Source organism: Streptomyces sp. NPDC004435 (assembly GCF_042873895.1).
Lineage (GTDB): Bacteria > Actinomycetota > Actinomycetes > Streptomycetales > Streptomycetaceae > Streptomyces.
In genome coordinates this window covers 299,191-325,244 of sequence record NZ_JBIAMB010000002.1, presented here as the reverse complement: position 1 = coordinate 325,244, position 26,054 = coordinate 299,191, and the positions used below count along the sequence as shown (strand labels likewise).

24 protein-coding genes and 1 riboswitch are annotated in these 26,054 nt (G+C 70.8%); of the genes, 14 read left to right on the top strand and 10 right to left on the bottom strand.

Annotated elements, in window-relative coordinates:
* Positions 1-2: 2 nt before the first annotated feature.
* A complete protein-coding gene (locus ACFYT9_RS04685) occupies positions 3-1,520 on the bottom strand; it encodes a cytochrome ubiquinol oxidase subunit I (protein WP_376596836.1) in 1,518 nt (505 codons plus the stop codon).
* A 203-nt stretch (positions 1,521-1,723) separates the two neighbouring features.
* On the opposite strand from ACFYT9_RS04685, the gene ACFYT9_RS04680 reads away from it, so the two are divergent.
* Positions 1,724-2,098, top strand: coding sequence for a cyclophilin-like fold protein (locus ACFYT9_RS04680; RefSeq protein WP_387272093.1), 375 nt, complete (start codon positions 1,724-1,726; stop codon positions 2,096-2,098).
* 36 nt (positions 2,099-2,134) lie between these two features.
* Here the strand turns inward: ACFYT9_RS04680 and hisC are convergent, their stop codons facing one another.
* A complete protein-coding gene (hisC, locus tag ACFYT9_RS04675) occupies positions 2,135-3,232 on the bottom strand; it encodes a histidinol-phosphate transaminase (protein WP_389160927.1) in 1,098 nt (365 codons plus the stop codon).
* Between the two features lie 579 nt (positions 3,233-3,811).
* Here hisC and ACFYT9_RS04670 point away from each other — a divergent pair.
* From ACFYT9_RS04670 to ACFYT9_RS04660, 3 genes are all read left to right on the top strand, one after another.
* A complete protein-coding gene (locus ACFYT9_RS04670) occupies positions 3,812-4,918 on the top strand; it encodes a LacI family DNA-binding transcriptional regulator (protein ID WP_376596830.1) in 1,107 nt (368 codons plus the stop codon).
* Positions 4,919-5,254: 336 nt separating this feature from the next.
* Positions 5,255-6,757, top strand: a complete 1,503-nt coding sequence (locus tag ACFYT9_RS04665) for a metallophosphoesterase (protein WP_389160925.1) — start codon at positions 5,255-5,257, stop codon at positions 6,755-6,757.
* A 161-nt stretch (positions 6,758-6,918) separates the two neighbouring features.
* Positions 6,919-7,650 (top strand): hypothetical protein, encoded by a 732-nt coding sequence (locus tag ACFYT9_RS04660; protein ID WP_389160924.1) that lies wholly within the window; start codon positions 6,919-6,921, stop codon positions 7,648-7,650.
* 109 nt (positions 7,651-7,759) lie between these two features.
* Here the strand turns inward: ACFYT9_RS04660 and thiC are convergent, their stop codons facing one another.
* On the bottom strand, positions 7,760-9,541 hold the full coding sequence (gene thiC / locus ACFYT9_RS04655; protein ID WP_387272087.1) for a phosphomethylpyrimidine synthase ThiC: 1,782 nt from the start codon (positions 9,539-9,541) through the stop codon (positions 7,760-7,762).
* Positions 9,536-9,674, bottom strand: a riboswitch (TPP riboswitch). It overlaps the preceding gene by 6 nt.
* A 38-nt stretch (positions 9,675-9,712) precedes the next feature.
* Between thiC and ACFYT9_RS04650 the strand changes: the two genes are divergently transcribed.
* Positions 9,713-11,284, top strand: a complete 1,572-nt coding sequence (locus tag ACFYT9_RS04650) for a YibE/F family protein (protein ID WP_389160922.1) — start codon at positions 9,713-9,715, stop codon at positions 11,282-11,284.
* Between the two features lie 216 nt (positions 11,285-11,500).
* Here the strand turns inward: ACFYT9_RS04650 and ACFYT9_RS04645 are convergent, their stop codons facing one another.
* The 4 genes from ACFYT9_RS04645 to ACFYT9_RS04630 all read right to left on the bottom strand — a co-directional run bounded on the left by ACFYT9_RS04645 (position 11,501) and on the right by ACFYT9_RS04630 (position 13,918).
* Positions 11,501-11,941, bottom strand: a complete 441-nt coding sequence (locus ACFYT9_RS04645; protein WP_189981839.1) for an SsgA family sporulation/cell division regulator — start codon at positions 11,939-11,941, stop codon at positions 11,501-11,503.
* 139 nt (positions 11,942-12,080) lie between these two features.
* Complete coding sequence (locus ACFYT9_RS04640) at positions 12,081-12,845, bottom strand: IclR family transcriptional regulator (protein WP_389160920.1); 765 nt, start codon at positions 12,843-12,845, stop codon at positions 12,081-12,083.
* Positions 12,846-13,130: 285 nt separating this feature from the next.
* Positions 13,131-13,349, bottom strand: a complete 219-nt coding sequence (locus tag ACFYT9_RS04635) for a DUF5326 family protein (protein WP_376596818.1) — start codon at positions 13,347-13,349, stop codon at positions 13,131-13,133.
* A gap of 251 nt (positions 13,350-13,600) precedes the next feature.
* Positions 13,601-13,918, bottom strand: a complete 318-nt coding sequence (locus ACFYT9_RS04630) for a cupin domain-containing protein (RefSeq protein ID WP_376596816.1) — start codon at positions 13,916-13,918, stop codon at positions 13,601-13,603.
* Between the two features lie 50 nt (positions 13,919-13,968).
* On the opposite strand from ACFYT9_RS04630, the gene ACFYT9_RS04625 reads away from it, so the two are divergent.
* The 5 genes from ACFYT9_RS04625 (at position 13,969) to ACFYT9_RS04605 (ending at position 17,888) form a co-directional block, all read left to right on the top strand.
* Complete coding sequence (locus ACFYT9_RS04625; protein WP_389160919.1) at positions 13,969-14,346, top strand: phage holin family protein; 378 nt, start codon at positions 13,969-13,971, stop codon at positions 14,344-14,346.
* Positions 14,347-14,355: 9 nt separating this feature from the next.
* Entirely contained in the window at positions 14,356-14,901 is a 546-nt protein-coding gene (locus ACFYT9_RS04620) for a low molecular weight protein-tyrosine-phosphatase (protein ID WP_389160918.1), read from the top strand.
* 99 nt (positions 14,902-15,000) lie between these two features.
* Positions 15,001-16,161: a cystathionine gamma-lyase gene (locus ACFYT9_RS04615; RefSeq protein ID WP_389160917.1), complete on the top strand. Its 1,161-nt coding sequence runs from the start codon at positions 15,001-15,003 to the stop codon at positions 16,159-16,161.
* Between the two features lie 315 nt (positions 16,162-16,476).
* On the top strand, positions 16,477-17,373 hold the full coding sequence (locus ACFYT9_RS04610; RefSeq protein ID WP_389160915.1) for a LysR family transcriptional regulator: 897 nt from the start codon (positions 16,477-16,479) through the stop codon (positions 17,371-17,373).
* Between the two features lie 35 nt (positions 17,374-17,408).
* Entirely contained in the window at positions 17,409-17,888 is a 480-nt protein-coding gene (locus ACFYT9_RS04605; RefSeq protein WP_389160914.1) for an NUDIX domain-containing protein, read from the top strand.
* Here ACFYT9_RS04605 and ACFYT9_RS04600 read toward each other — a convergent pair.
* Positions 17,820-19,052, bottom strand: coding sequence for a globin domain-containing protein (locus ACFYT9_RS04600; RefSeq protein ID WP_389160913.1), 1,233 nt, complete (start codon positions 19,050-19,052; stop codon positions 17,820-17,822). The genes ACFYT9_RS04605 and ACFYT9_RS04600 overlap by 69 nt on opposite strands.
* 241 nt (positions 19,053-19,293) lie before the next feature.
* On the opposite strand from ACFYT9_RS04600, the gene ACFYT9_RS04595 reads away from it, so the two are divergent.
* The 3 genes from ACFYT9_RS04595 (at position 19,294) to ACFYT9_RS04585 (ending at position 21,206) form a co-directional block, all read left to right on the top strand.
* Complete coding sequence (locus ACFYT9_RS04595; RefSeq protein ID WP_389160911.1) at positions 19,294-20,157, top strand: GNAT family N-acetyltransferase; 864 nt, start codon at positions 19,294-19,296, stop codon at positions 20,155-20,157.
* 92 nt (positions 20,158-20,249) lie between these two features.
* Positions 20,250-20,708 carry a MarR family winged helix-turn-helix transcriptional regulator gene (locus ACFYT9_RS04590; protein WP_376596800.1) on the top strand — a complete coding sequence of 153 codons (459 nt, stop codon included), beginning with the start codon at positions 20,250-20,252 and terminating at the stop codon, positions 20,706-20,708.
* 45 nt (positions 20,709-20,753) lie between these two features.
* On the top strand, positions 20,754-21,206 hold the full coding sequence (locus ACFYT9_RS04585) for a GNAT family N-acetyltransferase (protein WP_389160909.1): 453 nt from the start codon (positions 20,754-20,756) through the stop codon (positions 21,204-21,206).
* A gap of 91 nt (positions 21,207-21,297) precedes the next feature.
* On the opposite strand, the gene ACFYT9_RS04580 is transcribed toward ACFYT9_RS04585, so the two are convergent.
* Both ACFYT9_RS04580 and dnaB read right to left on the bottom strand, forming a co-directional pair.
* Entirely contained in the window at positions 21,298-22,680 is a 1,383-nt protein-coding gene (locus ACFYT9_RS04580; protein WP_389160907.1) for a serine hydrolase domain-containing protein, read from the bottom strand.
* A 37-nt stretch (positions 22,681-22,717) separates the two neighbouring features.
* On the bottom strand, positions 22,718-24,217 hold the full coding sequence (gene dnaB / locus ACFYT9_RS04575; protein ID WP_376596839.1) for a replicative DNA helicase: 1,500 nt from the start codon (positions 24,215-24,217) through the stop codon (positions 22,718-22,720).
* Between the two features lie 441 nt (positions 24,218-24,658).
* Here dnaB and ACFYT9_RS04570 point away from each other — a divergent pair, with 441 nt between their 5' ends.
* Positions 24,659-25,996 carry an MATE family efflux transporter gene (locus ACFYT9_RS04570; RefSeq protein ID WP_389160905.1) on the top strand — a complete coding sequence of 446 codons (1,338 nt, stop codon included), beginning with the start codon at positions 24,659-24,661 and terminating at the stop codon, positions 25,994-25,996.
* Positions 25,997-26,054: the final 58 nt, after the last annotated feature.

The window sequence follows — 26,054 nt, the reverse complement described above, 5'->3', positions numbered from 1 at the left end:
CCTCAGTACGAGAAGGCCATGGGCCGGTCGGGGTCGCGGGTGTCCCCGCCGATCCTGGTGGGCGGGTTGAGGTCGTTCTCGGTGAGCTCGGGCGGGCCGGCCTTCACGTACTTCACGAGGAGCTTGACCTCGATGACGGCGAGGATCGCGTAGAGCGTGGTGAAGACGATCATCGAGGTGAGCACCTCGCCCTGGGAGACACCGGGGGAGACGGCAGAGCTGGTCTTCATCACGCCGTAGACCACCCAGGGCTGACGGCCCATCTCGGTGAAGATCCAGCCCCAGGAGTTGGCGATCAGCGGGAAGGCCATGGTCCAGAGGGCCACGATCCAGTACCACTTCCCGATCTTCGGGCTGAGCGCCTTGTTCTTGAAGAGGACGAGGTTCGGCACTTCGTCCTCACCGGTCCTCAGTCCGGGGGCGAGCAGGAACTTCTTGCGGGTCAGCCAGAGTCCGACGACGCCGATCGCGAGCGAGGCCATGCCGAAGCCGATCATCCAGCGGAAGCCCCAGTAGGCGACCGGGATGTTGGGCCGGTAGTCGCCGGGGCCGTACTTCTCCTGCTCGGCCTTGTTGATGTCGTTGATGCCGGGGACGTACGAGTCGAAGTCGCCGTTGGCGAGGTAGGACAGTATTCCGGGGATCTCGATGGCGACCTTGTTGTGCCCCTTCTCGACGTCGCCGTAGGCGAAGATCGAGAAGGGGGCTGGTGCCTCTCCGTCCCACAGCGCCTCGGCGGCGGCCATCTTCATCGGCTGCTGCTTGAACATGACCTTGCCGAGCACGTCACCGCTGATGGCGGTGCCGAGGCCGGCGATGATCAGCGTGATCAGGCCGACCCGGAGCGAGGTCCGCATCACCGCGACGTGCCGCTTGCGCGCCAGGTGGAAGGCGGAGATGCCGGCCATGAAGGCGCCGCCGACGAGGAACGCGGCCGTCATGGTGTGGAAGAACTGGGTGACCGCGGTGTTCTGGGTGAGCACCGCCCAGAAGTCGGTGAGCTCGGCGCGGGCTCCCTGGCCCCGGTCCTCGTTGATCCGGTAGCCGACCGGGTGCTGCATCCAGGAGTTGGCGGCCAGGATGAAGTACGCGGAGAGGATGGTGCCGATCGACACCATCCACATGCAGGCGAGGTGGATCTTCTTCGGCAGCTTGTCCCAGCCGAAGATCCACAGGCCGATGAAGGTGGACTCGAAGAAGAAGGCGATGAGCGCCTCGAACGCGAGCGGAGCGCCGAAGATGTCGCCGACGAAGCGGGAGTAGTCCGACCAGTTCATGCCGAACTGGAACTCCTGCACGATGCCGGTGACGACACCCATGGCGATGTTGATGAGGAAGAGCTTCCCCCAGAACTTCGTCGCCTTGAGGTACTTCTCCTTCCCCGACCTGACCCAGGCGGTCTGGAGACCGGCGGTGAGGGCGGCGAGGGAGATCGTCAGCGGTACGAAGAGAAAGTGGTAGACGGTGGTGATGCCGAACTGCCAGCGCGCCAGAGTCTCGGGCGCCAAAGCGAGGTCCACTGCGTCTTCTCCTTACATCGCCGTGGTTGCATCGGCAGTTTGCCCCTTTGATCCCCCCTATTACGGGATGAACAGGGACACGCTTGTGAACGCGTTCACATTCACAAGCATTATGACTCATACGAAATCCGTACTGGAGGGTGGGGGGCTGTACCGAAGGTCACACCTTCCCAAGGCCTTCAACATATTGTTGAATCCGGACCATGACCCTTCGGATACGCCTCAGTTGGCCGGCCGGGCACACCACGGCCACACTCGACGAAACCCCCACGAGCACGGCGCTCGTAGGGGCTCTGCCGATCGTCTCCACCGCCCGTACCTGGGGCGAGGAGGTCTACTTCGACACGCCGGTCTCCGTGCCCCGCGAGGACGGGGCGCGCCAGGTCGTCGATCCCGGCACGGTGGCCTTCTGGACCGACGGCGACGCCCTCGCCCTCCCCTACGGACCGACCCCGATCTCCCGGGGCGACGAATGCCGGCTCGCGAGCCCCTGCAACCTGCTGGGCTCACTCGACGACGACCCGCGGGTCCTGGCCACCGTCCGCGACGGCGACCCGATCCGCGTCGAGCTCGCCTGACCCGTCAGGGTCCGGCGAGCCACGCGCTCCCGGCCGTCAGGCCTCCCGGCGGAAACCCTCCGCCACCTTCAGGAACAGGTCGTTCGCCTCGGTCTCGCCGATCGTGACGCGCACGCCCTCCCCCGCGAACGGCCGCACCACCACACCGTGCCGCTCGCACTCCGCCGCGAAGTCCACGGTCCGCTCGCCGAGCCGCAGCCAGACGAAGTTCGCCTGGGCGTCCGGCACGGTCCAGCCCTGGGCCACGAGCCCTGCGTGGACCCGCTCGCGCTCCGCCACCAGCGAGCCGACCCGCCCGAGCAGCTCGTCCTCGGCGCGCAGCGAGGCCACCGCCGCGTCCTGCGCCAGCTGGCTCACGCCGAACGGCACCGCCGTCTTGCGCAGCGCGGCCGCCACCGGCTCGTGGGCGATGGCGAAGCCGACCCGCAGCCCCGCCAGGCCGTACGCCTTGGAGAAGGTGCGCAGCACCGCCACGTTCGGGCGGTCGCGGTAGAGCTCGATGCCGTCCGGGATGTCGGCGTCGCGGACGAACTCCTTGTACGCCTCGTCGATCACCACGAGGACATCGGAGGGCACCCGGTCCAGGAAGCGCTCCAGCTCGGCGCGGCGCACCGCGGTGCCCGTCGGGTTGTTGGGGTTGCAGACGAAGATCAGCCGGGTCCGGTCGGTGATCGCCGCGGCCATCGCGTCGAGGTCGTGCACCTCGCCGTCGGTCAGCGGCACCTGCACGGAGGTCGCACCGGCGATCTGCGTGATGATCGGGTACGCCTCGAAGGAGCGCCAGGCGTAGATGACCTCGTCCCCCGGGCCCGAGGTCGCCTGGAGCAGCGACTGGGCGACACCGACCGAGCCGGTGCCGGTGGCGATGTGGGAGACCGGGACGCCGAAGCGGTCGGCCAGCTCCGCCGAGAGCACCGTGCACGCGAGGTCCGGGTACCGGTTGAAGTTCGCGGCGGCGGCCAGGGTGCTCTCCATCACGCCCGGCAGCGGCGGGTAGGGGTTCTCGTTGGAGGAGAGCTTGAAGGCGAGCGCGCCGCCCGCCGCGGCCGGCTTGCCCGGCTTGTAGGAGGGGATGCCGTCCAGCTCGGCGCGCAGCTTCGGGGTGGACGTGCTCGTCCCGCTGGTCTCGCTCACAGTGTGGCCTCCTCGACCGTCCGTACCACCAATGCTTCTCACTTTATGAGGATTCCCGGCCGCTGCGAATGGGCTGTGGACAACAGCCCTGCAACGCTGTGGAAAACCCGCCCCGCGCCGGCCCCTGGATCCGCCCCGCGCCCGGACCCGCGCCCCGCCCGCGGCCACCCCTCGACCCATCGTCTCGGCCCGACCCGCGACTGCCCCTCGCCCCATCGGCTGGGCCGCCCCGCGACCGCCCACGGCCGCCCCTCGGCGCCGCCCCACGACCCCCTCCGCAGCCCCCTCCGCGACGCCCTCCGCGCCCCGCTCCGACCAAGGGGGCGCGCGACTGGGTGGCGCGCGCTGGTGGCGAGCGCCGTGGCGCGCGTCCCCCGTAGAGGTGAGTTGAGACCTCTTCGAGACCTCGACCCCACGCCAGGCCCATCCCGCCCGATGACATCGAGTCGCATGAGAAACACCTCAACTGCCTTGGATTTCCGCCCTCTTGACGCACTTCAGCCATGCAGAAACGTGCCTGTCAACGCTTGCATATGCGGCCGTCTCACCCACCCCTCATCGCCCTACTATCGGCTCGCCATGACAGCAGCAGGGAAGCACCAGGTGAGCCGGGCACAGACCCGGGGAAGCCGGCAGGGCCGGGCAGGCATCCGGGACGTGGCCGCCGCCGCCGGGGTCTCCATCACGACTGTCTCCGACGCGCTCAACGGCAAGGGCCGACTCCCGGACGCCACCCGCCGGCACGTCCGCGAGGTCGCCGACCGGCTGGGCTATCGGCCCTCCGCGGCGGCTCGCACGCTCCGCACCGGCAAGTCGGGACTCATCGGCCTGACCGTGACCACGTACGGGGATGAACCTTTCACCTTCACGGAGTTCGCCTACTTCGCGGAGATGGCCAGGGCCGCCACCTCGGCCGCGCTCGCCCGCGGCTACGCCCTCGTCATCCTTCCCGCGACCTCACGCCATGACGTCTGGTCGAACGTCGCCCTCGACGGCACCGTCGTCATCGACCCGTCCGACCACGACCCGGTCGTCACCGAGCTCGTCCGCCAGGGCCTCCCCGTCGTCTCCGACGGACGCCCCGCCGGCACGCTCCCGGTGACGGCCTGGGTCGACAACGACCACGAGGCCGCGGTCCTCGACCTCCTCGACCACCTCGCCGACGCCGGCGCCCGCCGCATCGGCCTCCTCACCGGCACCACCACCGACACCTACACCCGTCTCTCGACCACCGCGTACCTCAACTGGTGCGAGCGGGTCGGACAGGACCCCGTCTACGAGGCATATCCGGCGCACGATCCGTGCGCGGGCGCCGTCGCGGCCGACCGGCTGCTCGCCCGCCCGGACCGCCCCGACGCCGTCTACGGCCTGTTCGACCCCAACGGCACCGACCTCCTCGCCGCCGCCCGCCGCTACGGCCTGCGCGTCCCCGACGACCTGCTGATCGTGTGCTGCAGCGAGTCCACCGTCTACGCCACAACCGAACCGCCCATCACCACGCTCTCGCTCAAACCGCGCCGCATCGGCACCGCCGTCGTCCAGCTCCTCATCGACGCCATCGAGGGGATCGAGAGCGACGGTCCGGTCGAGCAGGTGATACCGACCGAACTCATCGTCCGCACCTCCTCGCAGCGCCGCTCGCCGCGGACGACCGTCAGCCCGCCGCGCTCGCCCTCGAAGGACTGACCCGCACGCGCGGGTGCGATCGCACCCGCCCGACCCCGGCCGCGCCGAAGGAGCGGCCGGACGCACGACAGCAGAACGACCGCGAGGAATGCCCCCGTCCCGCCCTCTGCCCGTGGGCGGAGACGGCGAAACCGGCCGCACGCCGGGCCCGACCCTGGACTGGACCTTCTCAATTCGGGCGAAACAACCGGTGAACCCGGAGCGAACCCGGATTCACCACCCCTGGTGCGTCACACAGGCGGACCCTCATTCCTATGATGGGCGCACGACACCGCGGACCCCCCGACCAGGCCGGTCCGCGATGTGCAGGGCATCGCGACGGTGGTGGAGGGGTCGATGACTCAGGGGGCCGGGCAGGATCCCGTGGAACGCACGGCGACATTGCGTGACTTCCGCGTACCGCCGTACGCCCGCGTGCCCGTACAGGGCCACACGGCCGAGCGGCCTCCCGCGCCCGCGGACCCCACGCTCCACCTGGGCACCCGCGCGGCCGCGTTCGCGGAGCCGGTCGGCTTCGGAGCCCCGGCACAGGCACCCGTACCCGCCCCGGCGGCCGTACCCGCCCCGGCGTCCGTACCCGCCCCGGCAGCCGTACAGGCCCCTACGTCTGTCCGAGCGTCTGTCCCTGAGCCCGTACCGGCCCCGGCGGCCGTACCGGTCCCGACGCCCGTACCGGCCGCGGCGCAGCGCCCGGAGCCCGCCGCGTACCCGGAGCCCACGCCGTACCCGGAACCGGCCCCGTACCCCGCGCGCAGCGGACCCGCACCGTCCGCCGCGCCCGTGCCCGCACCCGCCGCACCCGCCGCGCCCGCGCCCGCGCCCGTGCCTACGCCCGCGCCCACGCCCGCCGTGCCGCTCCCCCGCGTCACCCAGGTCCACTCCGGCGCCGGCTACCCCGCCGAGTTCCCGGACGGCTACACCCCCACCGAGCGCGACCTCCCCGTCATCCAGCGCGGCGACACCGTCCAGGTCCCCGTCGCCCCGGCCGCCGCACCGGCACCGGCACCCACCGGTGACGGCCCCGGCCCGCTCTTCGTCGTCGGCGACGTCCACGGCTACCTCGACGAGCTCGTCGAGGCCCTCCACGCCCAGGGCCTGATCGACGAGAACGGCGGCTGGGCCGCGGGCAACGCCCGGCTGTGGTTCCTCGGCGACTTCACCGACCGCGGACCCGACGGCATCGGCGTCATCGACCTGGTCATGCGGCTCTCCGCCGAGGCCGCCGCCGCCGGCGGCTACTGCAAGGCCCTCATGGGCAACCACGAGCTGCTCCTCATCGGCGCCAAGCGCTTCGGCGACACCCCCGTCAACTCCGGGGCCGGCACCGCCACCTTCCAGGCGGCCTGGCTGCTCAACGGCGGGCAGAAGCACGACATGGACCGCCTCCAGGACGTCCACCTCCAGTGGATGTCCCGGCTCGACGCCGTCGTCCACGAGGATGACCACCTGCTGCTGCACTCGGACACCACCGCGTACCTCGACTACGGCCAGACCATCGAGGACGTCAACGAGACCGTCCACGAGATCATCCGGCGCAACGACGCCGACGAGGTCTGGGACCTCTTCCGGAAGTTCACCAAGCGCTTCGCCTTCCGCGACGAGGGCGGACCGCAGGCCGTCCAGGAGCTGCTCGGCACCTACGGCGGCTCCCGGATCGTGCACGGCCACAGCCCGATCCCGTACCTCCTCGGCCAGGTCGGCACGGAGGACGGCGAGGAGGACTCCCGCCCGGCCGTCGAGGGCCCGCACGTCTACGCCGACGGGCTCGCGATCGCCATGGACGGCGGCGTCACCATGGCCGGAAAGCTGCTGGTCGTCCAACTCCCGCTGGGGGACTGACTCTCACCCAGCGCATCCGGTACAGGCGATTTCCGGAAACCCCCTGTCAGCACGCCCGCTCACGGCCCTACCATCGGTCTCCCTAGGTAGGCAGGCTCTCCTCCGCTTCCGCCCGGACCGCCGTTCTCCACGGCCGGTCCCGGCCCACCGAGCATCGGGGGATGCACATGAACGTGGCTCCGCACCTGCTGACCGAGGACCGCGCCGAGTACGAGCGCGTCCTCGACGAGGCACTGCGCACCGCGCCGGAACGGCCGGAACTCGCCCGAACCGGCACGCGGCTGACGGCCGCCCAGCTCCGGGTGATGGCGCTGAACGCGACAGCGCTCATCACCGCCGCGGCGGCGAGCGAGTACGAGCACTTCGTCAAGGTGCGCGAGCAGAACCGCGTCGCGTCCAACCGCCCGCGGACCCCCGCACCCGACGAGTCTCCGGGCGCCGTCGCGGTCCTCACCACCCTCGTCCCGGTCCTCGCGGGCACCGCCGCCGTGATCTTCCTCCTGGTCGGCACCGTGGTGCACCTGCTCGCCCCGGCCGCCGCCCTCGGCACCACGCTGCTCACCGCGGGCCTGGTGTTCGGCGCCCTCGCCGCCGCCGGCCTGCTCTGCGCGGGCGCCGGCCTGCTGCTCACCGCGCTCCGCAACAGCCCCGCCGAGACCCACGCCCCCGACGACGAGCTCACCCGGGCCCGCGCCGCCTGGCGCCACGCCCTCCTCGAACGCGGCGTCGTCCCCTTCCTCCAGGCCGCCCTCACCACCCCCGAACCGACACCCACCCCCGAACCCGCACCGGCACCCTCGATCACGACCGCCCCGGAACCCGCACCCTCCATCACGCCCACCCCCGACCCGCCGCCCGCGGCGCCGGCACCGCCGCCGGCCCCGGCACCGTGACGCGAACCGGCCCGCGGTCCCCCCGTGGACCGCGGGCCGGGGATCAGGGTGGCGCGAGCAGCCGCTCCGGCCAGGGGCGCGAGCCGCCGCCCGGCCGGAGCACCGGCCGCTACTCGGCCATGGGCAGGTAGACCCGGTTGCCGGCGGCGGCGAACTCGGCGGACTTCTCCGCCATGCCGGCCTCGATCTCCTCCTGGGTTCCGCCGTGCTCACGGCGGATGTCCTGCGAGATCTTCATCGAGCAGAACTTCGGGCCGCACATCGAGCAGAAGTGAGCCGTCTTCGCGGGCTCCGCCGGCAGCGTCTCGTCGTGGAACTCCCGCGCGGTGTCCGGGTCGAGGGCCAGGTTGAACTGGTCCTCCCAGCGGAACTCGAAGCGCGCGTCGGAGAGCGCGTCGTCCCACTCCTGGGCGCCCGGGTGGCCCTTGGCGAGGTCCGCCGCGTGGGCCGCGATCTTGTACGTGATGACGCCGGTCTTCACGTCGTCGCGGTTCGGCAGGCCCAGGTGCTCCTTGGGCGTGACGTAGCAGAGCATCGCCGTGCCCCACCAGGCGATCATCGCGGCGCCGATGCCGGAGGTGATGTGGTCGTACGCGGGCGCGACGTCCGTGGTCAGCGGGCCGAGCGTGTAGAACGGCGCCTCCTCGCAGATCTCCTGCTGGAGGTCGATGTTCTCCTTGATCTTGTGCATCGGGACGTGGCCCGGGCCCTCGATCATCGTCTGCACGTTGTGGCGCTTGGCGATCGTGTTGAGCTCGCCGAGCGTCTTCAGCTCCGCGAACTGCGCCGCGTCGTTGGCGTCCGCGATCGAGCCGGGACGCAGGCCGTCTCCGAGCGAGTAGGTGACGTCGTACGCCGCCAGGATCTCGCAGAGCTCCTCGAAGTTCGTGTAGAGGAAGTTCTCCTTGTGGTGCGCGAGACACCAGGCGGCCATGATCGAGCCGCCGCGCGAGACGATGCCGGTCTTGCGGCGCGCGGTGAGCGGCACGTACGGCAGGAGTACGCCGGCGTGCACGGTCATGTAGTCCACGCCCTGCTCGGCCTGCTCGATGACCGTGTCCTTGTAGATCTCCCAGGTCAGGTCCTCGGCCCTGCCGTCGACCTTCTCCAGGGCCTGGTAGAGCGGCACGGTGCCGATCGGCACGGGGGAGTTGCGCAGCACCCACTCGCGGGTGGTGTGGATGTTGCGGCCGGTGGACAGGTCCATGACCGTGTCGGCGCCCCAGCGGGTCGCCCAGGTCATCTTCTCCACCTCCTCCTCGATGGAGGAGGTGACCGCGGAGTTGCCGATGTTGGCGTTGACCTTCACCAGGAACCGCTTGCCGATGATCATCGGCTCGATCTCCGGGTGGTTGACGTTGGCCGGCAGCACCGCGCGCCCCGCCGCGATCTCCTCGCGGACGACCTCGGGGGAGACGTTCTCCCGGATCGCGACGTACTCCATCTCCGGGGTGATCTCGCCCCGGCGGGCGTACGCGAGCTGGGTCACGGCCTGCCCGGAGCGGCCCCGGCGGGGCAGCCGCGGACGGCCGGGGAACACCGCGTCGAGGTTCTTCAGCCCACCGCCGCGCGGCGAGGTGTGCTTGATGCCGTCGTCCTCGGGGCGGACCGGGCGGCCCGCGTACTCCTCGGTGTCGCCGCGCGCGATGATCCAGTTCTCGCGGAGCGGGAGGAGGCCCCGGCGCACGTCGGTGTCGACGGCGGGGTCGGTGTACGGACCGGACGTGTCGTACAGCGTCACGTCCTTGCCGTTGGTGAGGTGCACCTGGCGGACCGGTACCCGGATGTCGGGGCGGGAGCCCTCGACGTACCCCTTGTGCCAGCCCGGCGTGCGCTCGCCGTCGGCGTCGTTCTGGTCGGAGGCAGGCGTGCGTGCATCCTGAATGGTCATGAGACCGAATCTCCCTACGCCGGCATTACCCGGTAACAGGTTCGGCGGTCGGCGCAGCCTCCTCCCGTACGTGTCCGCGTACGGTGATCAGCGCCCTCTCAGCCCGGTGCTCCGAGCTCCCGCGTGTGCAAAGGTGCCACCACGCTAGCGCCCTCCCGGGCGTGCTGAACAGTGGGCCCCCTTCGTTCTTGCGATGATCGGTCGGTGACTTCCTCGCAGCAGACCCCCGATCCGCACGGCCACGACCACGGGAACGAGCACAGGAACGGCACCGGCCCGGGCGGTGGTCCGGGCGGTCCAGGCGGTGGTCCGGGCAGTGGTCCGGGCGGTCCAGGCGGTGGTCCGGGCGGTGGCGCAGGCGGTGGTCGCGGCTCCGGCCATGGGCCTGGAAATGGGCACGGGCCCGGGCACGGGGGACATGGCCCCGGGGGACACGGACCCGGCGGGCAGGGCCACGGCGGACATGGGCACAGCCACAGTCACGGGCCCGCGGCGCCCGTCTCCCGTCATCTGCGCAGGGTCATCGCGGCCGTCCTCATCCCCTTCGCCACCGCCGTGGTCGTCGGTCTCGCGGTGCTCTGGCCCGGCGGCACGCCGGCGCACGAGCGGACCGGCGTCGGCTTCGACCGGCAGACCGAGCAGGGCAAGGTCGTCGCGGTCGAGCAGGTGGACTGCAAGGACGTGAACGCGGCGCAGGTGCCCCCCACCGGCGACACGACCACCCCACAGGGCCGCGAGGCGATCAACGGGCAGCAGGGGCAGTGCGAGAAGGCGACGATCGAGGTCACCAGCGGTGCCGACAAGGGGCGCCGGTTCACCGAGATCGTGCAGCCGGACGCTCCGCGGCAGCTCGACGAGGGACAGGGCGTGGTGGTCGCCTACGCCCCCGACGCCCCGAAGGACCTTCAGTACTCGGTCACGGACGTGAACCGGAAGGTGCCGATGGCGGTCCTCGCCGGAATCTTCGCGCTCGCGGTCGTACTGGTCGGACGGCTGCGGGGCGTGATGGCCCTGATCGCTCTCGCGGTGAGCTTCCTGGTGCTCACGCTCTTCATCCTGCCCGCGATCCTCGAAGGGTCGAACCCGCTGATCGTGGCGGTGGTCGGATCGAGCGCGATCATGCTGATCGCGCTCTACATGTGCCACGGCCTGTCGGCCCGCACCTCGGTCGCCGTCCTCGGCACCCTGATCTCGCTGCTGCTGATCGGGCTGCTCGGGTCCTTCTTCATCGGCTGGGCCTCGCTCACCGGCAACACCGACGACTACACCGGACTCATCCACGGTCTCTACCCGGAGATCGACATGTCCGGCCTCCTGCTCGCCGGTGTGATCATCGGTTCACTCGGCGTCCTGGACGACGTGACCGTCACCCAGACCTCGGCGGTCTGGGAACTCCACCAGGCCGACCCCCGGATGGGTCCGCGCGCGCTCTACCGGGCCGGCATCCGGATCGGGCGCGACCACATCGCCTCGGTGGTCAACACCCTGGTCCTGGCCTACGCCGGTGCCGCACTCCCGCTGCTTCTGCTCTTCACCATCGCGCAGAGCAGCATGGGGACGGTGGCCAACAGCGAGCTGGTGGCGGAGGAGATCGTCCGGACCCTGGTCGGATCGATCGGTCTGGTCGCCTCGGTGCCGGTCACGACGGCGCTCGCGGCGCTGGTGGTGTCGGCCGACCGCCCGGCGGAGGAGGTCGGCGGCCGGACTCCGGGCCGCGGCGGACGGCGACGCCGCGCCAAGTGACGCGCGCGCCACGACCGTACGGAACCCTTCCGCGCCGGCAGCGGCCTTGTGGGTCGGGCATGCCGGTGCCAGCCGTCCGGATCGGGCGCCGGCACCCATATCGGGAGTGCGGATCGGGAGTACGGATCGGCGGCTCCGACAGCGGGAGTACGGCTCGGGGCGCCGCTTTCAGCCATACGGAACGGGTGCCGGCGTCAGGCGCACGGAGGGCGCCGGTCAGGCCGGGCCCGCGCTCTCCTCGGCGAGGATCCGGCCGAGCGCGGCCTCCAGGCTGTCCTCGAAGTCTCCGAGCGTCTGTTCCTGACCGAGCGGGACGAGCTTGTCCGTACGGTCGAGGAAGGCGACGAGCGGCGGGGCGCTGGCGCGGAAGAGGGCGCGGTCTCCACCCACCTGGAGCCGGATGGAGACGTCCGACAGTCCCTCGGGCTCGGTCGGGGCGATGTGCACGTCGCCGTCGCCGCTCGGGCGGTTGATCCCGTCGAGCAGCAGCTCCCTGCCGAACGCCCACGTCACGGGCGCGTCCCCGGGAAGATGGAAGGTCATCCGCACCGCGTAGGGATCCCGGGTCTCGTATCGCAGTTCGACCGGGATCTTGAAGGAGAGCTCCTCCGAGACGAGGAAGCTCATCAGGACCTCGGCCTGAACCGACTCTCGCATCATGTACCCCGCACGTAGATGGAGCAGTTGTGTAAACACAGCTGCTGAAAGCTGTGACCGAAACGGCCAGGAATGATCCCCCGTGGCCCTCTTGACGCAATCGTGCTGTACGCGCTAGCAGATCACAAGGAGTGATTTTTCAGATACTGATAGAGAAGGCGAGCGAGCTGAAGAGCTTTCCGATCTCCGTACGTAGTCGCTCGACTGCTGGGAGCAACCGTTCTTCCTGGTGAAGAGGGAGGGAAATGGCCAGAGTGGCCGCTGTGGAGCCCACAGTGAGGGGGATTGCGGCGCAGACCGTGCCCAATGCATATTCCTGACGCTCTACCAGGGGCTCCATTCGCCCCAAACCGCCCAAACGCTCCAAAAGCATCCGTTGATTACGCACCGTGTACGGAGTGATCGCTTCCACCGGGTGTCGATCGAGGTGCTCTTGACGAGTTCTCAGATCGAGTTGACTGAGCAGACATTGCCCGATGGCGTGCGCGTGACCGGTCTCCCGGAAGTCGGCCCATTCCTCGACCGCGGGGGAGTTGGGAGTGTCCGCGACGGCGACGAGCTCGATCTCTCCCTCGCGGTAGACGGCGAAGTAGATCGGCACACCGATCTCGTCCCGCCAGTGGGCAAGGGAGTCCTCGATCTTGGTGCGACGATTCTGCACAGCCCCGCCGCCGGCCAGACGGGCGGCTGCCTCGCCCAGATAGAACGCGCCTTTTTCGCGGAGCAGATAGCCCTCGTGCGTCAGGGTGCGGAGAAGGTGGTACGTCGTGGGCAGCGGGAGACCCGTCTCCCGGGCGAGCTGCTTGGCGGGGGCACCGTCCGCGTGGGAGGCCACGGCCTCCAGAAGTCTCAGCGCCCGTTGTACCGAGCCGATCAGGGTCGGCGCAGCTGTCTGCGTAGCCATGGCCAAAGGTCACCCCCAGGCGTGACAACGGATGCGTCGCACCCGCTCGCGGGGGCCGCCCCCGCGCACCCGCCGGGCCTGGGACACCGATGGGGTCCGATGGACCGGACCCCTCAGGGACGAGCGGGAAACCGCTGGTCTGCCGGAGATCTACGCCCGTAGTCCCCTACTCGGCGGAGATCTGCCACTCTAGTGGCTCGTCCTCGCCCCCACCTGTTTCCACCAGCGCGTTCCCCCTGCCGGGCTAACGCCCGGCAGGCACTGAATACCGATGAGTAGCTTGTGCTACCAGTCGCGGTCCGACTTCGACGAGGAGCCGAACTTCCGCACGGCGTAGATGAGTCCGGCCACGAGCGCGACGAACAGCAGGACCTTGAACAGCAGACCGATCACGAAGGTGAGGACGCTGGTGATGAATCCGCCGAAGACAAGCAGGACCAGGGCGGGTATCGCGATCCACTTCACCCACCACGGCAGTCCCGCGAGAATCTCCTGTACGGCCATGGTTCTCTCCCTCGCTCTCGATTCCCCCGACCGGAACCCTCCGTCCCGGACACCTCCAGGCTAGGCGGACACCCCGCGCCGCAGGGGCTCCCCGGGCCCCGGCTCTCCCCTGATCCGCCCCCTAGGGGGACCCGGGGGACCGGCCCCGAGAACGCCTGGAACCGTGCGCACCGGACCGCACCTTTACGCCCCCGTGCCCTCGTGCCCCAGCGCGGCCTCACGCCTCACGCGGTCACAGGCCTCCGGCGGTCTCAGGCCTCCGGCGGAGAGAACACCACCAGCACGCGCAGATCCTCGCTGATGTGGTGGAAGCGGTGCGGCACCCCGGCCGGCACGTAGACCACGCTGCCCCGCGCCACCTGCGTCGTCTCGTCCCCGACCGTGATCGCCGCCCGCCCGGACACCACGAAGTACACCTCGTCCTGACCGTGCGGCGACTGCGGGTCCAGCTCGCCCGCGTCGAGCGCGTACAGCCCGACCGACATGTTCCGCTCGCGCAGGAACTGCAGGTACGCCCCCTGGTTTGCGGCGCGCTCCGCCTCCAGTTCGTCCAGCCGGAATGCCTTCACTGCCGTTCGCCCCTGCCCTTGGTCCGATCGTGTCTGCCACGATCAGACACATGAAGAATTTCGTAGTCAAGACGCTCGCCAACGCGGGCGCCCTGGCCGTCGCCATCTGGCTTCTCCAGGACATCACCCTGACCGGTGAGAGCACGGGCAAGAAGATCGTCACCCTGCTGCTCGTCGCCCTCGTCTTCGGCCTCGTCAACTTCCTGGTCAAGCCGATCGTGAAGCTGCTGACGCTGCCCCTCTTCATTCTGACCCTCGGCCTGATCACCCTGGTGGTCAACGCCCTGATGCTGCTCCTCACCTCGTGGCTGGCCGACCAGTTCGACCTCAGCTTCCACGTGGAGGGCTTCTGGACCGCCGTCCTCGGCGGCCTGATCATCTCCGTCGTCTCGTGGGCGCTCAACGTGGTGCTCCCCGACGGGGACTGAGTGGCCGCCATGACCTACCGCGTCTGCTTCGTCTGCACCGGCAACATCTGCCGCTCGCCGATGGCCGAGCACGTGTTCCGCGCGCGCGTGGAGGAGGCCGGCCTCGGTGATGCGGTCGAGGTGGACAGTGCGGGCACCGGCGGCTGGCACGAAGGCGACGGTGCGGATCCGCGTACCGTCGCCGTTCTGGAGGAGAACGGCTACACCTCCGCCCACACCGCGCGGCAGTTCCGTGCCTCCTGGTTCCCGGCCCTCGATCTGGTGATCGCGCTCGACGAGGGTCACCTCCGGGAGCTCCGCCGCCTCGCCCGCACTCCCGGCGAGGCAGCGAAAGTCCGGCTGCTCCGCTCGTACGACCCCGCCGCCGGGAACGCGCTCGACGTCCCCGACCCCTACTACGGCGGGCGGCAGGGCTTCGAGGAGTGCCTGGAGATGGCCGAGGCCGCGAGCGCGGGACTCCTCGCCGCGATCCGGGCCGGACTCGGGGAGACCGTCCGGAACGCCGACCTGGACCCTGCCCCCCGGAACGCCGACCCGGGCGCTGCCCGCCCCTGATCCACCGGACGGACTCAGGGGGCAACCCCCGGGAGACTCCGGGGGGAGCCGAGGGGGAGACTTCGGGGGACGAGATCGAGGAAAGGACCCGGTGAACCCGTGAGCCCCCAGGAACAGCACCACAACGGCGAGGGCCCCGGTGACGGGACCCTCGCCGTACGGGCCGGACTGCCCGAGCCCGTCAAGCACGAGCCGACCCTGCCGGGACCGGTCTTCGCCGCCCACTTCCACCTCCCGGGCGAGCCCACCGGCCCCTACACCTACGGGCGTGACGAGAACCCGACCTGGACCCATCTGGAACAGGCCATCAGCACCCTGGAGTCGCCCGGCGAGTCCGGGATCGAGACCGTGGTCTTCGCCTCGGGCATGGCCGCCATCTCCGCCGTACTGCTCTCGCAGCTCTCCGCCGGCGACGCCGTCGTCCTGCCGACCGACGGGTACCAGGCCCTGCCGCTCCTCCACGAGCAGCTGCGCGCGTACGGGATCGAGGTGCGCACCGCCCCGACCGGCGGCGACGCTCAGCTCGACGTCCTCGACGGCGCCAAGCTGCTGTGGATCGAGACCCCGTCCAACCCGGGGCTCGACGTCTGCGACATCCGCCGTCTGGTGGCCGCTGCGCACGCCGGCGGCGTGCTCGTCGCCGTCGACAACACCCTCGCCACCCCGCTCGGCCAGCGCCCCCTCGAACTCGGCGCCGACTTCTCCGTCGCCAGCGACACCAAGGGCATGACGGGCCACGGCGACATCCTGCTCGGCCACGTCAGCTGCCGCGACCCGCTGCGGGCCGCGGAGGTACGGCGCTGGCGGAAGGTCGTCGGCGCCATCCCCGGGCCCATGGAGGCATGGCTCGCCCACCGCTCCCTGGCCACCCTCCAGCTGCGGATCGACCGCCAGTGCGCCACGGCCCTGGAGCTCGCCCGGGTCCTCGCCGAGCACCCCGACGTGACCGGGCTGCGCCACCCCGGGCTCCCGGACGACCCCTCGCACGCGGTCGCCGCCCGGCAGATGCGCCGCTTCGGCTCGGTGATCTCCTTCGAGCTCGCGGGCCGCGGCCGGGCCGAGCGCTTCCTGGACGAACTGCGCCTGGTCGACGACGCCACCAGCTTCGGCGGGGTGCGCTCGTCGGCGGAGCGCCGCGGACGCTGGGGCGGGGACGCCGTCGCCGAGGGCTTCATCCGCTTCTCGGTCGGCGCCGAGGACCCGGAGGACCTGATCGCCGACGTACTGAGGGCGCTCGACGCGGCGCGCAAGGCGGGGTAACGGCTGACGGCTGACGGCTGACGGCTGACGGCTGACGGCTCAGTGAGCTGGGTTCACGGGAGCTGGACAGCCGCGCAGACGGGCCCGGCAGGCTCGGGGAGCAGGGCCGGAGGGCATGGCCGGAGGGCTCGGACCGGGGCGCTCCGAGCCTCCCCCCTCGTGGCTCGGAACGCCCCCGGCCCTCAGCGGAACCCGCCCGGACAAGGCTAGTTGACTGTGCGTCAGTGTCCAATCACGTGAGCGACAGCGGCCTATCGACATATTTATAGTGGGACGATCCTGCGATGACGGACGGCCGGCCGGGGAGGGGCGCACATGGATCTGGCCCTGCTGCGCACGTTCGTCGCGGTGCACCGGGCCGGTTCCTTCACCCGCGCCGCCGCGCTCCTCGGCCTCTCCCAACCCGCCGTCACCAGCCAGATCCGCACCCTGGAGCGGCAGCTCGGCCGGCCCCTCTTCCTGCGGCAGGCACGCGGCGTGACCCCGACCACCATCGGCGACGAACTGGCCCACCGCGCCGCGCCGCACCTGGACGCGCTCGTCGAGATCGCCGAGACCGGGCTCGACGCCGAGCGCGGGGTCCGTACCCTCCACGTCGCCGGGCCCCCGGAGTTCACGTCCCTGCGCGCCCTGCCCGCGCTCGCCCCGCTCGTCGCCCAGGGCCTCGCCCTCCGGGCCTCCTTCGTCGTCAACGCGGAGGAGCTGCTCGACGGACTCGCCGCCGGCCACCACGACCTGGCCCTCACCACCGCACGGCCGCGCGGCGGACCGCTCACCGCCACCCCGCTCTGCGACGAGGAACTCGTCCTGGTCGCCGCCCCTCGCTGGGCCGCCCGGCTCTCCCCCGAGGTGCTGCTCACCACCGGAGCGGTCGTCCTGGAACAGCTCCCGGTGGTCGAGGTGCACGAGTCGCTGCCCTTCGCCGCCCGCTACTGGTCCACCGTCTTCGAGACCACGCCGGCCGCGGCGGCCACCGTCATCGCCCCCGACCTGCGGGCCGTCCGGGAGGCCGCGGCCGCCGGGGCCGGGCTGGCCGTACTGCCCCGCTACCTCTGCGAGGAGGCGCTGGAGCGGGGACGGCTGGTGACGCTGCTCGATCCGCCGGTGCCGCCGCTGCGGACCTACTTCCTGGTGGCCCGGACCGGCACCCTCGCGCTGGCCCACATCGCGCGGGCGCACGAGGAACTGGTGCGGGCTGCGGGGGAGTGGTGAGTTTCAGCCCGGCGGGAACGGGCCATTTTCTTCCCATGATTGAACGGCCCGTGGTCAAGCGCACCGCACGCGCCATCCTGCTCGACGGAAACGACCTCATCCTCATCAAGCGTACGAAACCGGGCGTGGATCCGTACTGGGTCACGCCCGGTGGCGGCGTCGAACCCTCCGACTCCACCGTCGTCGAGGCCCTGCACCGCGAGGTGCACGAGGAACTCGGCGCCAAGATCGTCGATGTGGTCCCCTGTTTCGTCGACACCGTCGAGCACATCGTCGATGGCGGGGTCTCCGGCGTGAAGGTCCAGCACTTCTTCGTCTGCCGGCTGGAGTCGATGGACCTCGGCCTGCGGCACGGCCCCGAGGTCGACGAACCCGTCGGCGAGTACGAGATCGTCCGGGTGCCCTTCAGCAGGGTCGGGATCGCCGCCGTCCATCTGGTGCCGCTCTCACTGCGCCACTACCTCGACGGGAACATCGAGGGCGTGCGCGCCATGCACGCCCCCGACCTCGGCTGATCCGGCCCCCACCGCGGCGAGCTCCGCCATGAAGTCGTGGCGGATCCGCTCGGAGGGGACCCCCGAGCCGCGCAGTACGTCGATGCCCTGGCGGACCATGCCGAGCGGACCCGACAAGTACGCGTCCCGCTCGTTCCAGGGGCCCGTCTCCCGGACCGCCTCCGGCAGCGGGCACTGCGCCTCGGTGACGGGATGGACGGCGAGCCAGGGAAAGGTCTTCTGGAGCCGCAGCAGGGTGTCCATGTCGTAGAGGTCGTGCCCCCTGCGAGCCCCGTAGAACACGTCGACCGGCCGCCGGTCGCCGTGCTCGGCGACGTCCTCCACCAGCGCCCTGATCGGCGCGATGCCGGTGCCGCCGCCGAGGCAGAGCAGTCCGGTGTCGGTGGCGTGGTCGACCGTCATCGAGCCGGCCGGCGGACCCAGCCGGAGCACGTCCCCGGGCCGGGCCCGGTGGACCAGCGCCTGGGATACCCAGCCGGCCGGGACGGACTTGACGTGCAGGGTGAGCAGTCCGTCCGGGCGGGGCGCGGAGGCGAAGGAGTAGTGCCGCCAGACGCGCGGCCACCAGGGCGTCTCCAGCGTCGTGTACTGCCCGGCGAGAAAGGGGTAGGGCGCGTCCGGCCGCAGGGTGATGACGGCGATGTCGGGGGTCCGCAGATCGTGGGAGACCACCTCGGCCTGCCACCAGGCGGGGGCCTGCACCTCGTCCTCGGAGGCGGCGTCGATCATGATCTGCGAGATCGCCGTGTACGCCCGGACCCAGGCCGCCTCGGTCTCCGCGTCCCAGCTCCGCTCCGCGTACCGGACGAGCGCGCCGATCAGGGCTTCCCCGACCGCCGGATAGTGGGCCGCTTCGACCCCGTACTTACGGTGCCCCCGGCCGAGATGGCCCAGGTACTCGCCGAGGAAGGCGCTGTCGTCCATCCTCTCGGCGACCGTGAGCAGGGCCTTGAGCAGGCGGTCCCTCTGGGTGTCCATCGCCGCCGGGAAGAGGTCGCGCAGGGCGGGGTTCCGGACGAAGAGCAGCGCGTAGAAGTACGACGTCACCTTGTCGGCGACCGGGGCGATCTCCTCCAGGGTGCGGCGGACGAGCACCGCATCGGGCGAGGGTTCCGCTATTCGGGCCCCCGTCCCGTCGGTCGTGCTGGTCGGACCATCCATCATGTGCCTCGCCTCACGCAGCCGGCTTCCGTGCTCGCAGCATGCGGCAGCCGGAAGGGCTTCGGGCGGAAAGCGGCGTTCTCGGGCCAAAGGACCGGGTTGCGGACTAGGCTCCACTCTTTCGGCGCGCGCCGTGGCAGCAGAGCGTTTCACGTGAAACAGCCCAGGTCGCGGAGCGTTTCACGTGAAACATCCCCTGAAAACCTCTGGACGGAAGATCACCCCGTCGGACAGCCTGGCCGTCATGCCACTCTCCCCCACAGACCTCGCGCAGCTCCCCGTCCGGCGTCTCGGCCCCACCGACCTCCTGGCCTGCGCCGACCTCTCCGAGAACCGCGGATGGCTCCGCGAGGAACACAAGTGGGGCCTGCTGCTCACCGCGGGCACCGGGTACGGCATCGACGACCCCGCCGGCGACGGACTGCTCGCCTGCTGCGTGGTCACCTCCTACGGCCCCGAGCTCGCGGCCATCGGCATGGTCCTCGTCGCCGAGCGCTACGCCCGCCGGGGCGTCGGGCGCCGGCTGATGCGCCACGTCCTGGCGGAGTCCGGCGAGACCCCCCTGACGCTCCACGCCACCGCGAACGGGCAGCCGCTCTACGAAGGACTCGGCTTCACCGAGATCGGGCGGGCGGAGATGCTGAAGGGCCGCTTCTCGGCCGCCGGGCCCGTCCCGCGCATCCCGGTCCGCCCGGCCACCGCCGACGACCTTCAGGAGATCCTCCGCCTCGACACGGAGATCTTCGGCCTCGACCGCACGCCGCTCATCACCCGGCTCCCGGCCTTCGCCGACCACCTGCGGGTCGCCGTCGAGGACGGCACGATCACCGGCTTCGCCGCGGCCTGGCCCAACATGGACACCCATGTCGTCGGCCCGCTGATCGCCCGTGACACCGCCACCGCCCAGGCGCTGGTGGCCTCGCTGGCCGCCGCCACCGAGCGCCCGCTGCGCACGGACGTCGACCTCCGGCACGGCGAGCTCCTGACCTGGCTCAAGGAGAACGGACTGGCCCCGGTCATCAGCAACGCGGTGATGATCCGTTCCGCACCCGACCTCCCCGGCGACGCCACCCGCCGCTTCGCCCCTCTCACCGTCGCGGCGGGCTGACGCAAATACTTGCAGACGCGCACTATTGCGGGTCATCGACTACCCTGGACCGCGAGCGACTCCACCGGCGAGAAGAGGGACGAGGAGAGAACATGACCGCGACGGACCCCGCCCTCACCGGGCTCGCCCAGCGCTGGTGCGCCCTTTCTCTGCTGCACGGGCGCATCGAGTCCCACGTCGAACGCGCCCTGGAGTCGGGTCACGGCCTCAGCGCCCGCGAGTACTCGCTCCTCGACGTGCTCAGCCGCCAGCACGACGGGCCCGGCGGACACCTTCAGATGAAGCAGGTCGCCGACGCCGTCGTACTCAGCCAGAGCGCCACCACCCGGCTGGTCACACGCCTGGAGGACCGGGGCCTGCTCACCCGCTACCTCTGCGCGACCGACCGGCGCGGCATCTACACCGACGTCACCGAGGCAGGCCGGCAGCTCCTCACCGAGGCCCGCCCCACCAACGACCGGGCCCTGCGTGAGGCTCTGGACGAGGCCGCGAAGAACCCGGAACTGGCCCCGCTGGTCCGCGTCCTCGAAGGCGAACCCGCCACGGTCTGAGCCGCCGGCGCCCGTGATCCCGTCCACGGACCGTACGCTGCGGGCATGAGCGATCTTGAGATCCGTCCCGCAACCGCCGAGGACGTGCCCGCGATCGTCGCGATGCTCGCCGACGACCCCCTCGGCGCCCAGCGGGAGTCCCCGGACGACCCGGCGCCGTACCTCGCCGCCTTCGCCCGGCTCGCGGACGACCCGAACCAACACCTCGTCGTCGCCGCGCGCGCGGGGATGGTCGTGGGCACCCTCCAGCTGACGGTCGTCCCCGGCCTCTCCCGGCGCGGCGCCACCCGGTCGATCATCGAAGGAGTGCGCATCCACTCCGGGGAACGCGGCAGCGGTCTGGGGACGCTGCTCATCGAATGGGCGGTCGAGGAGTCCCGGCGCCTGGAGTGCGTGCTGGTGCAGCTGACCTCCGACGCCACCCGCACCGACGCCCACCGCTTCTACGAACGGCTCGGCTTCGAGGCGAGCCACGTGGGCTTCAAGCGAGCCCTCTGACTCCTCCTTGCCCGAGAACGCATGTTGTCGCGGACGCCCATGTTTCACGTGAAACATGGGCGTTCGTCATCCGGAATCGATCACGGCTCGGTCAGAGCCCGCGCCAGCCCTTCTCGTCCACCCCGCCCGGAACCGCGCCCCCGGGCTCGTACGGCTCCCGCGTGAAGACGAAGGAGGCGAGGTCGAGATGGCTGACGCCGCCGTCAGGGCGGCGCACCACCCGCAGGGTCTCCCCCGCGTAGTACCCGTCCAGACCGATCCAGCCGCCGTCGGGCAGCGCCCGGAACCTGGCGCTGCGACCGGCGCCCCTCAGCGGTTCCAGCACCACCCCTCGCTCCGCGCCGAGTCGCAGGCAGAAGGAGTACGTCCCCCAGTACCAGGGCCCGGTCAGCGCCAGAAGCTCGTGGTCGACCTCGGACGCGGGCAGCGGGCGCCACGGCTCGGGGAGTCGCGGTTCGGCCTCCGCCACGATCCGTACGAGCTCGGCGGCGACGACCCCGGGCTGGGGGCCGCTCGTCGCGTTGGCGAGGGCCACGCCGACCAGGCCCTCCGAGACGTCCACCCAGAGACCGGCGACGAAGCCGGGCAGCGAGCCGCCGTGCCCGATGAGCGTGCCGCTCTCCCCGTGGGCGAGCTGGAGCCCGAGGCCGTACCCCATCTGCGCGTCGCCGGCGGCCGACGGGGAGGCGGGAACCCTCATTTCGGCGACGGTGGCGGCGCTCAGCACCCGCTCGTGCCCCTCCGCGAGGAAGGCCCCGAAGCGGCACAGGTCTTCGGCCGTCGACCACAGCTGCCCGGCCGGAGCCATCACGCCCAGGTCCTCGGAGGGCTCGGGCAGCATCACATCCGCCCAGGGATGCACCGCCCAGCCCCCGGCGTGCGGAGCTACCGGATCCCCCGTCGTCCGGTCCATCCCCAGCGGCTCCAGGATCTCGGTGCGCAGCGCCTCCTCCCAGGACACCCCGCGCACCGCCTCGACCAGCGAGCCGAGCAGGGTGTAGCCGGGGTTGGAGTAGTGGAAGCTCCGGCCGGTCGGACGGAGCGAGGGCGTCTCCCCCAGCACGTCGGAGAGCTCGGGCCGGGTCGTCCCCGGTGTCCGCTCCCACCAGGGCGCGGGGGTCTCCGCGGCGAGCCCCGCGGTGTGGCCGAGAAGCTGCGCGATGGTCACCTCGCCCACCCCCGTACCGGGCAGGTGCTTCTCCAGCGGGTCGTCGAGGCCGATCAAGCCCTCGTCACGCAGCCGCAGGACGAGGACGGCGGTGAACACCTTGGTGATCGATCCGATCCGGTACTGCGTGTCGGCGTCCGGGACGTGCCCGTCGACACAGGTACGGGAACCGCTCCAGACCATCGCTCCCCCGCGCGCGACGGCGCCCACGAAGGAAGGCGCGCGACCCTCGTTCTGGGCGCGCGCCACACGGTGCAGCAGAGAACGCTCGGTAGTAGGGAGCAGGGCTTCGAAGGTTGAGGTCATGCGACCGATCATGCCCCGCCGCCCCACCCCGGCACGATCAGGTTTGTGCCATGTCCACGAAGCGCGAGTAGTGGCCCTGGAAGGCGACGGTGATGGTGGCCGTCGGACCGTTACGGTGCTTGCCGACGATGATGTCGGCCTCGCCGGCGCGCGGGGACTCCTTCTCGTACGCGTCCTCGCGGTGGAGCAGGATGACCATGTCGGCGTCCTGCTCGATGGAGCCGGACTCACGGAGGTCGGAGACCATCGGCTTCTTGTCGGTGCGCTGCTCGGGGCCACGGTTCAGCTGGGAGAGCGCGATCACCGGGAGCTCCAGCTCCTTGGCGAGGAGCTTGAGGTTTCGCGACATGTCGGAGACCTCCTGCTGACGGCTCTCCTGCCGCTTGGAACCGCCGGACTGCATCAGCTGGAGGTAGTCGATGATCACGAGCTTGAGGCCGTTGCGCTGCTTGAGCCGACGGCACTTGGCGCGGATCTCCATCATCGACAGGTTCGGGGAGTCGTCGATGTAGAGCGGCGCCTGGGAGACGTCCGGCATACGGCGGGCGAGCCGGGTCCAGTCCTCGTCGGTCATGGTGCCGGAGCGCATGTGGTGCAGGGCGACCCGGGCCTCGGCCGACAGCAGACGCATCGCGATCTCGTTGCGGCCCATTTCGAGGGAGAAGATGACGCTGGGCAGATTGTGCTTGATCGACGCGGCGCGGGCGAAGTCAAGGGCGAGGGTCGACTTACCCATGGCGGGACGGGCCGCGATGATGATCATCTGGCCGGGGTGGAGTCCGTTGGTGAGCGAGTCGAGGTCGCTGAAGCCGGTGGGTACACCGGTCATCTCGCCGCTTCGGGAGCCGATCGCCTCGATCTCGTCGAGCGCGCCCTCCATGATGTCGCCGAGCGGGAGGTAGTCCTCCGTGGTCCGCTGCTCGGTGACCTTGTAGATCTCCGCCTGGGCGGAGTTCACGATCTCGTCGACGTCGCCGTCGGCCGCGTATCCCATCTGCGTGATCTTGGTGCCTGCCTCGACGAGCCGGCGCAGCACGGCCCGCTCGTGGACGATCTCCGCGTAGTACGAGGCGTTCGCCGCCGTCGGCACCGACTGGACGAGGGTGTGCAGGTAGGAGGCGCCGCCGACGCGGTTGATCTCACCGCGCTTGGTGAGCTCGGCGCCGACCGTGATGGGGTCGGCGGGCTCGCCCTTCGCGTAAAGGTCCAGGATCGCGCCGAAAACGGTCTCGTGAGCGGGCTTGTAGAAGTCGTGGCCCTTGATGATCTCCACGACGTCGGCGATGGCGTCCTTGGACAGCAGCATGCCGCCGAGCACGGACTGCTCGGCGTCGAGGTCCTGCGGGGGAACCCTCTCGAAACCGGAGAGTCCACCGTCCCAGGGCCCGTCGCTGCCGCGCTCGTGCTGCTCGTCGCGGCCCCGGCCACGTCCGCGGCCCTCGCCGCGACCTTCACCGCGACCTTCGCCACGCCCCTCACCACGGGTGCGGACGGGCAGCCGGTCGCTCGGTCCGCCGTCGCCCCAGGGGTCGTCCATGGGCTCGGGAACGCTCACCCGCCACCTCTTCCCGTCCGCTCCGCGGACCTCGCCGTGCCACTCCTTCTTACGCCACGGCCTTGATCAAAGAGTGGCTTTGCGTCCGCTTCTGGCGCGTCGGGCGCCGGTCCACGGTAGGCCCGCGAGGGGCATCAGCCAATCTGGTTATCCACAGGCTCTGTGGGTGAAGGCCGAGATGCTGTGGATAAGCCACCAGATCCTGTGCACGGACCGGGGGACAGCCATGTGGACAAACTCATAACCCCCACCCCACTACCGCCCTGACCTGCTGCTTTTCCATCCACGGGCTGTGGGGGAGAAAAACTTTTCCCCCTGGGCCACGATCAGAACAAACAGCCCACACCCGAAGCCCCGATCCCCTCAAAAGTAAGGATCACAGATGCATTGCATCACTTACCTGTGGACGATTACATTGACCCCATGACCCAGGCCCCCACGAGCACCAAGGCCGCACTGCGCCGGCACGACCGCGAGATCCTCTCGCTCGCCCTGCCGGCCTTCGGCGCACTCGTCGCCGAACCGCTCTTCCTGATGGTGGACAGCGCCATCGTGGGACACCTCGGCACCCCCCAGCTCGCGGGCCTCGCCATCGCGGGCGCTCTGCTCTCCACCGCCGTCAGCATCTTCGTCTTTCTCGCCTACGCCACCACGGCGGCTGTCGCCCGACGCGTCGGCGCCGGCGACCTGCCCGCCGCCCTCCGGCAGGGCATCGACGGCATCTGGCTGGCGCTCCTGCTCGGCCTCGCCGTCGTCGCGGTCACCCTCCCCACGGCTCCGTGGCTCGTCGAGGTCTTCGGTGCCTCCGACACCGCCGCCCCGTACGCCACCACGTACCTCCGTGTCTCGATCCTGGGCATCCCCGCCATGCTGATCGTCCTGGCGGCAACCGGCGTCCTGCGCGGCCTGCAGGACACCCGGACCCCGCTCTACGTGGCGATCGGCGGCTTCGCGGTCAACGGCGTCCTCAACATCGGCCTGGTCTACGGCGCCGGACTCGGCATCGCGGGCTCCGCCTGGGGCACGGTCATCGCCCAGTGCGGCATGGCCGCCGCGTACCTCGTCGTGGTCGTCCGGGGCGCACGGCGCCACGGCGCCTCGCTCCGGCCCGACGTCACCGGCATCCGCGCCTCCGCCCAGGCAGGCGTCCCCCTGCTGGTCCGTACACTCTCGCTGCGCGCCGTCCTGATGATCGCCACGGCTGTGGCCGCCCGCCTGGGCGACACCGAGGTCGCGGCCCACCAGATCATCCTCTCCCTGTGGAGCCTGATGGCGTTCGCCCTGGACGCCATCGCCATCGCCGGCCAGGCGATCATCGGGCGCTACCTCGGCGCCGACGACGCCGACGGAGCCCGCCAGGTCTGCCGCCGCATGGTCCAGTGGGGCGTGGTCTCGGGAGTCGTCCTCGGCCTGCTGCTCGTCCTGGCCCGCCCGCTCTTCATCCCGCTCTTCACCGGCGACCCCGCCGTGCAGTCCACGCTGCTTCCGGCCCTGCTCGTCGTGGCCCTCTCGCAGCCGATCTCCGGGGTCGTCTTCGTCCTCGACGGGGTCCTCATGGGCGCGGGTGACGGCCCCTACCTCGCCCGGGCCATGCTGCTCACGCTGGCGGTCTTCGCCCCGGTCGCCCTGCTGGTGCCGGTGTTCGGCGGCGGGCTGACCGCCCTCTGGTGGGCGATGACGCTGATGATGGCCGTCCGGATGGGCACGCTGTGGTTCCGGATGCGTTCCGGCCGCTGGATCGTCACTGGCGCCACCCGCTGACCGAGGCACTGTTTCACGTGAAACAGCCGCAATCACAGCAATGTGCCTCAAGCGCGTG

What these genes read in the sequence shown, in the direction of transcription:
- ACFYT9_RS04605 (WP_389160914.1), top strand. Translation starts at nt 17,409, where the DNA reads ATGATTGAACGGCCCGTGGTCAAGCGCACCGCACGCGCCATCCTGCTC.
- ACFYT9_RS04570 (WP_389160905.1), top strand. Translation starts at nt 24,659, where the DNA reads ATGACCCAGGCCCCCACGAGCACCAAGGCCGCACTGCGCCGGCACGAC.
- ACFYT9_RS04610 (WP_389160915.1), top strand. Translation starts at nt 16,477, where the DNA reads ATGGATCTGGCCCTGCTGCGCACGTTCGTCGCGGTGCACCGGGCCGGT.
- ACFYT9_RS04680 (WP_387272093.1), top strand. Translation starts at nt 1,724, where the DNA reads ATGACCCTTCGGATACGCCTCAGTTGGCCGGCCGGGCACACCACGGCC.
- ACFYT9_RS04635 (WP_376596818.1), bottom strand. Translation starts at nt 13,349, where the DNA reads ATGGCCGTACAGGAGATTCTCGCGGGACTGCCGTGGTGGGTGAAGTGG.
- ACFYT9_RS04625 (WP_389160919.1), top strand. Translation starts at nt 13,969, where the DNA reads ATGAAGAATTTCGTAGTCAAGACGCTCGCCAACGCGGGCGCCCTGGCC.
- ACFYT9_RS04590 (WP_376596800.1), top strand. Translation starts at nt 20,250, where the DNA reads ATGACCGCGACGGACCCCGCCCTCACCGGGCTCGCCCAGCGCTGGTGC.
- dnaB (WP_376596839.1), bottom strand. Translation starts at nt 24,217, where the DNA reads ATGGACGACCCCTGGGGCGACGGCGGACCGAGCGACCGGCTGCCCGTC.
- ACFYT9_RS04665 (WP_389160925.1), top strand. Translation starts at nt 5,255, where the DNA reads ATGACTCAGGGGGCCGGGCAGGATCCCGTGGAACGCACGGCGACATTG.
- ACFYT9_RS04640 (WP_389160920.1), bottom strand. Translation starts at nt 12,845, where the DNA reads ATGGCTACGCAGACAGCTGCGCCGACCCTGATCGGCTCGGTACAACGG.
- ACFYT9_RS04620 (WP_389160918.1), top strand. Translation starts at nt 14,356, where the DNA reads ATGACCTACCGCGTCTGCTTCGTCTGCACCGGCAACATCTGCCGCTCG.
- ACFYT9_RS04645 (WP_189981839.1), bottom strand. Translation starts at nt 11,941, where the DNA reads ATGCGAGAGTCGGTTCAGGCCGAGGTCCTGATGAGCTTCCTCGTCTCG.
- thiC (WP_387272087.1), bottom strand. Translation starts at nt 9,541, where the DNA reads ATGACCATTCAGGATGCACGCACGCCTGCCTCCGACCAGAACGACGCC.
- ACFYT9_RS04670 (WP_376596830.1), top strand. Translation starts at nt 3,812, where the DNA reads ATGACAGCAGCAGGGAAGCACCAGGTGAGCCGGGCACAGACCCGGGGA.
- ACFYT9_RS04660 (WP_389160924.1), top strand. Translation starts at nt 6,919, where the DNA reads ATGCACATGAACGTGGCTCCGCACCTGCTGACCGAGGACCGCGCCGAG.
- ACFYT9_RS04595 (WP_389160911.1), top strand. Translation starts at nt 19,294, where the DNA reads ATGCCACTCTCCCCCACAGACCTCGCGCAGCTCCCCGTCCGGCGTCTC.
- ACFYT9_RS04580 (WP_389160907.1), bottom strand. Translation starts at nt 22,680, where the DNA reads ATGACCTCAACCTTCGAAGCCCTGCTCCCTACTACCGAGCGTTCTCTG.
- ACFYT9_RS04600 (WP_389160913.1), bottom strand. Translation starts at nt 19,052, where the DNA reads ATGATGGATGGTCCGACCAGCACGACCGACGGGACGGGGGCCCGAATA.
- ACFYT9_RS04585 (WP_389160909.1), top strand. Translation starts at nt 20,754, where the DNA reads ATGAGCGATCTTGAGATCCGTCCCGCAACCGCCGAGGACGTGCCCGCG.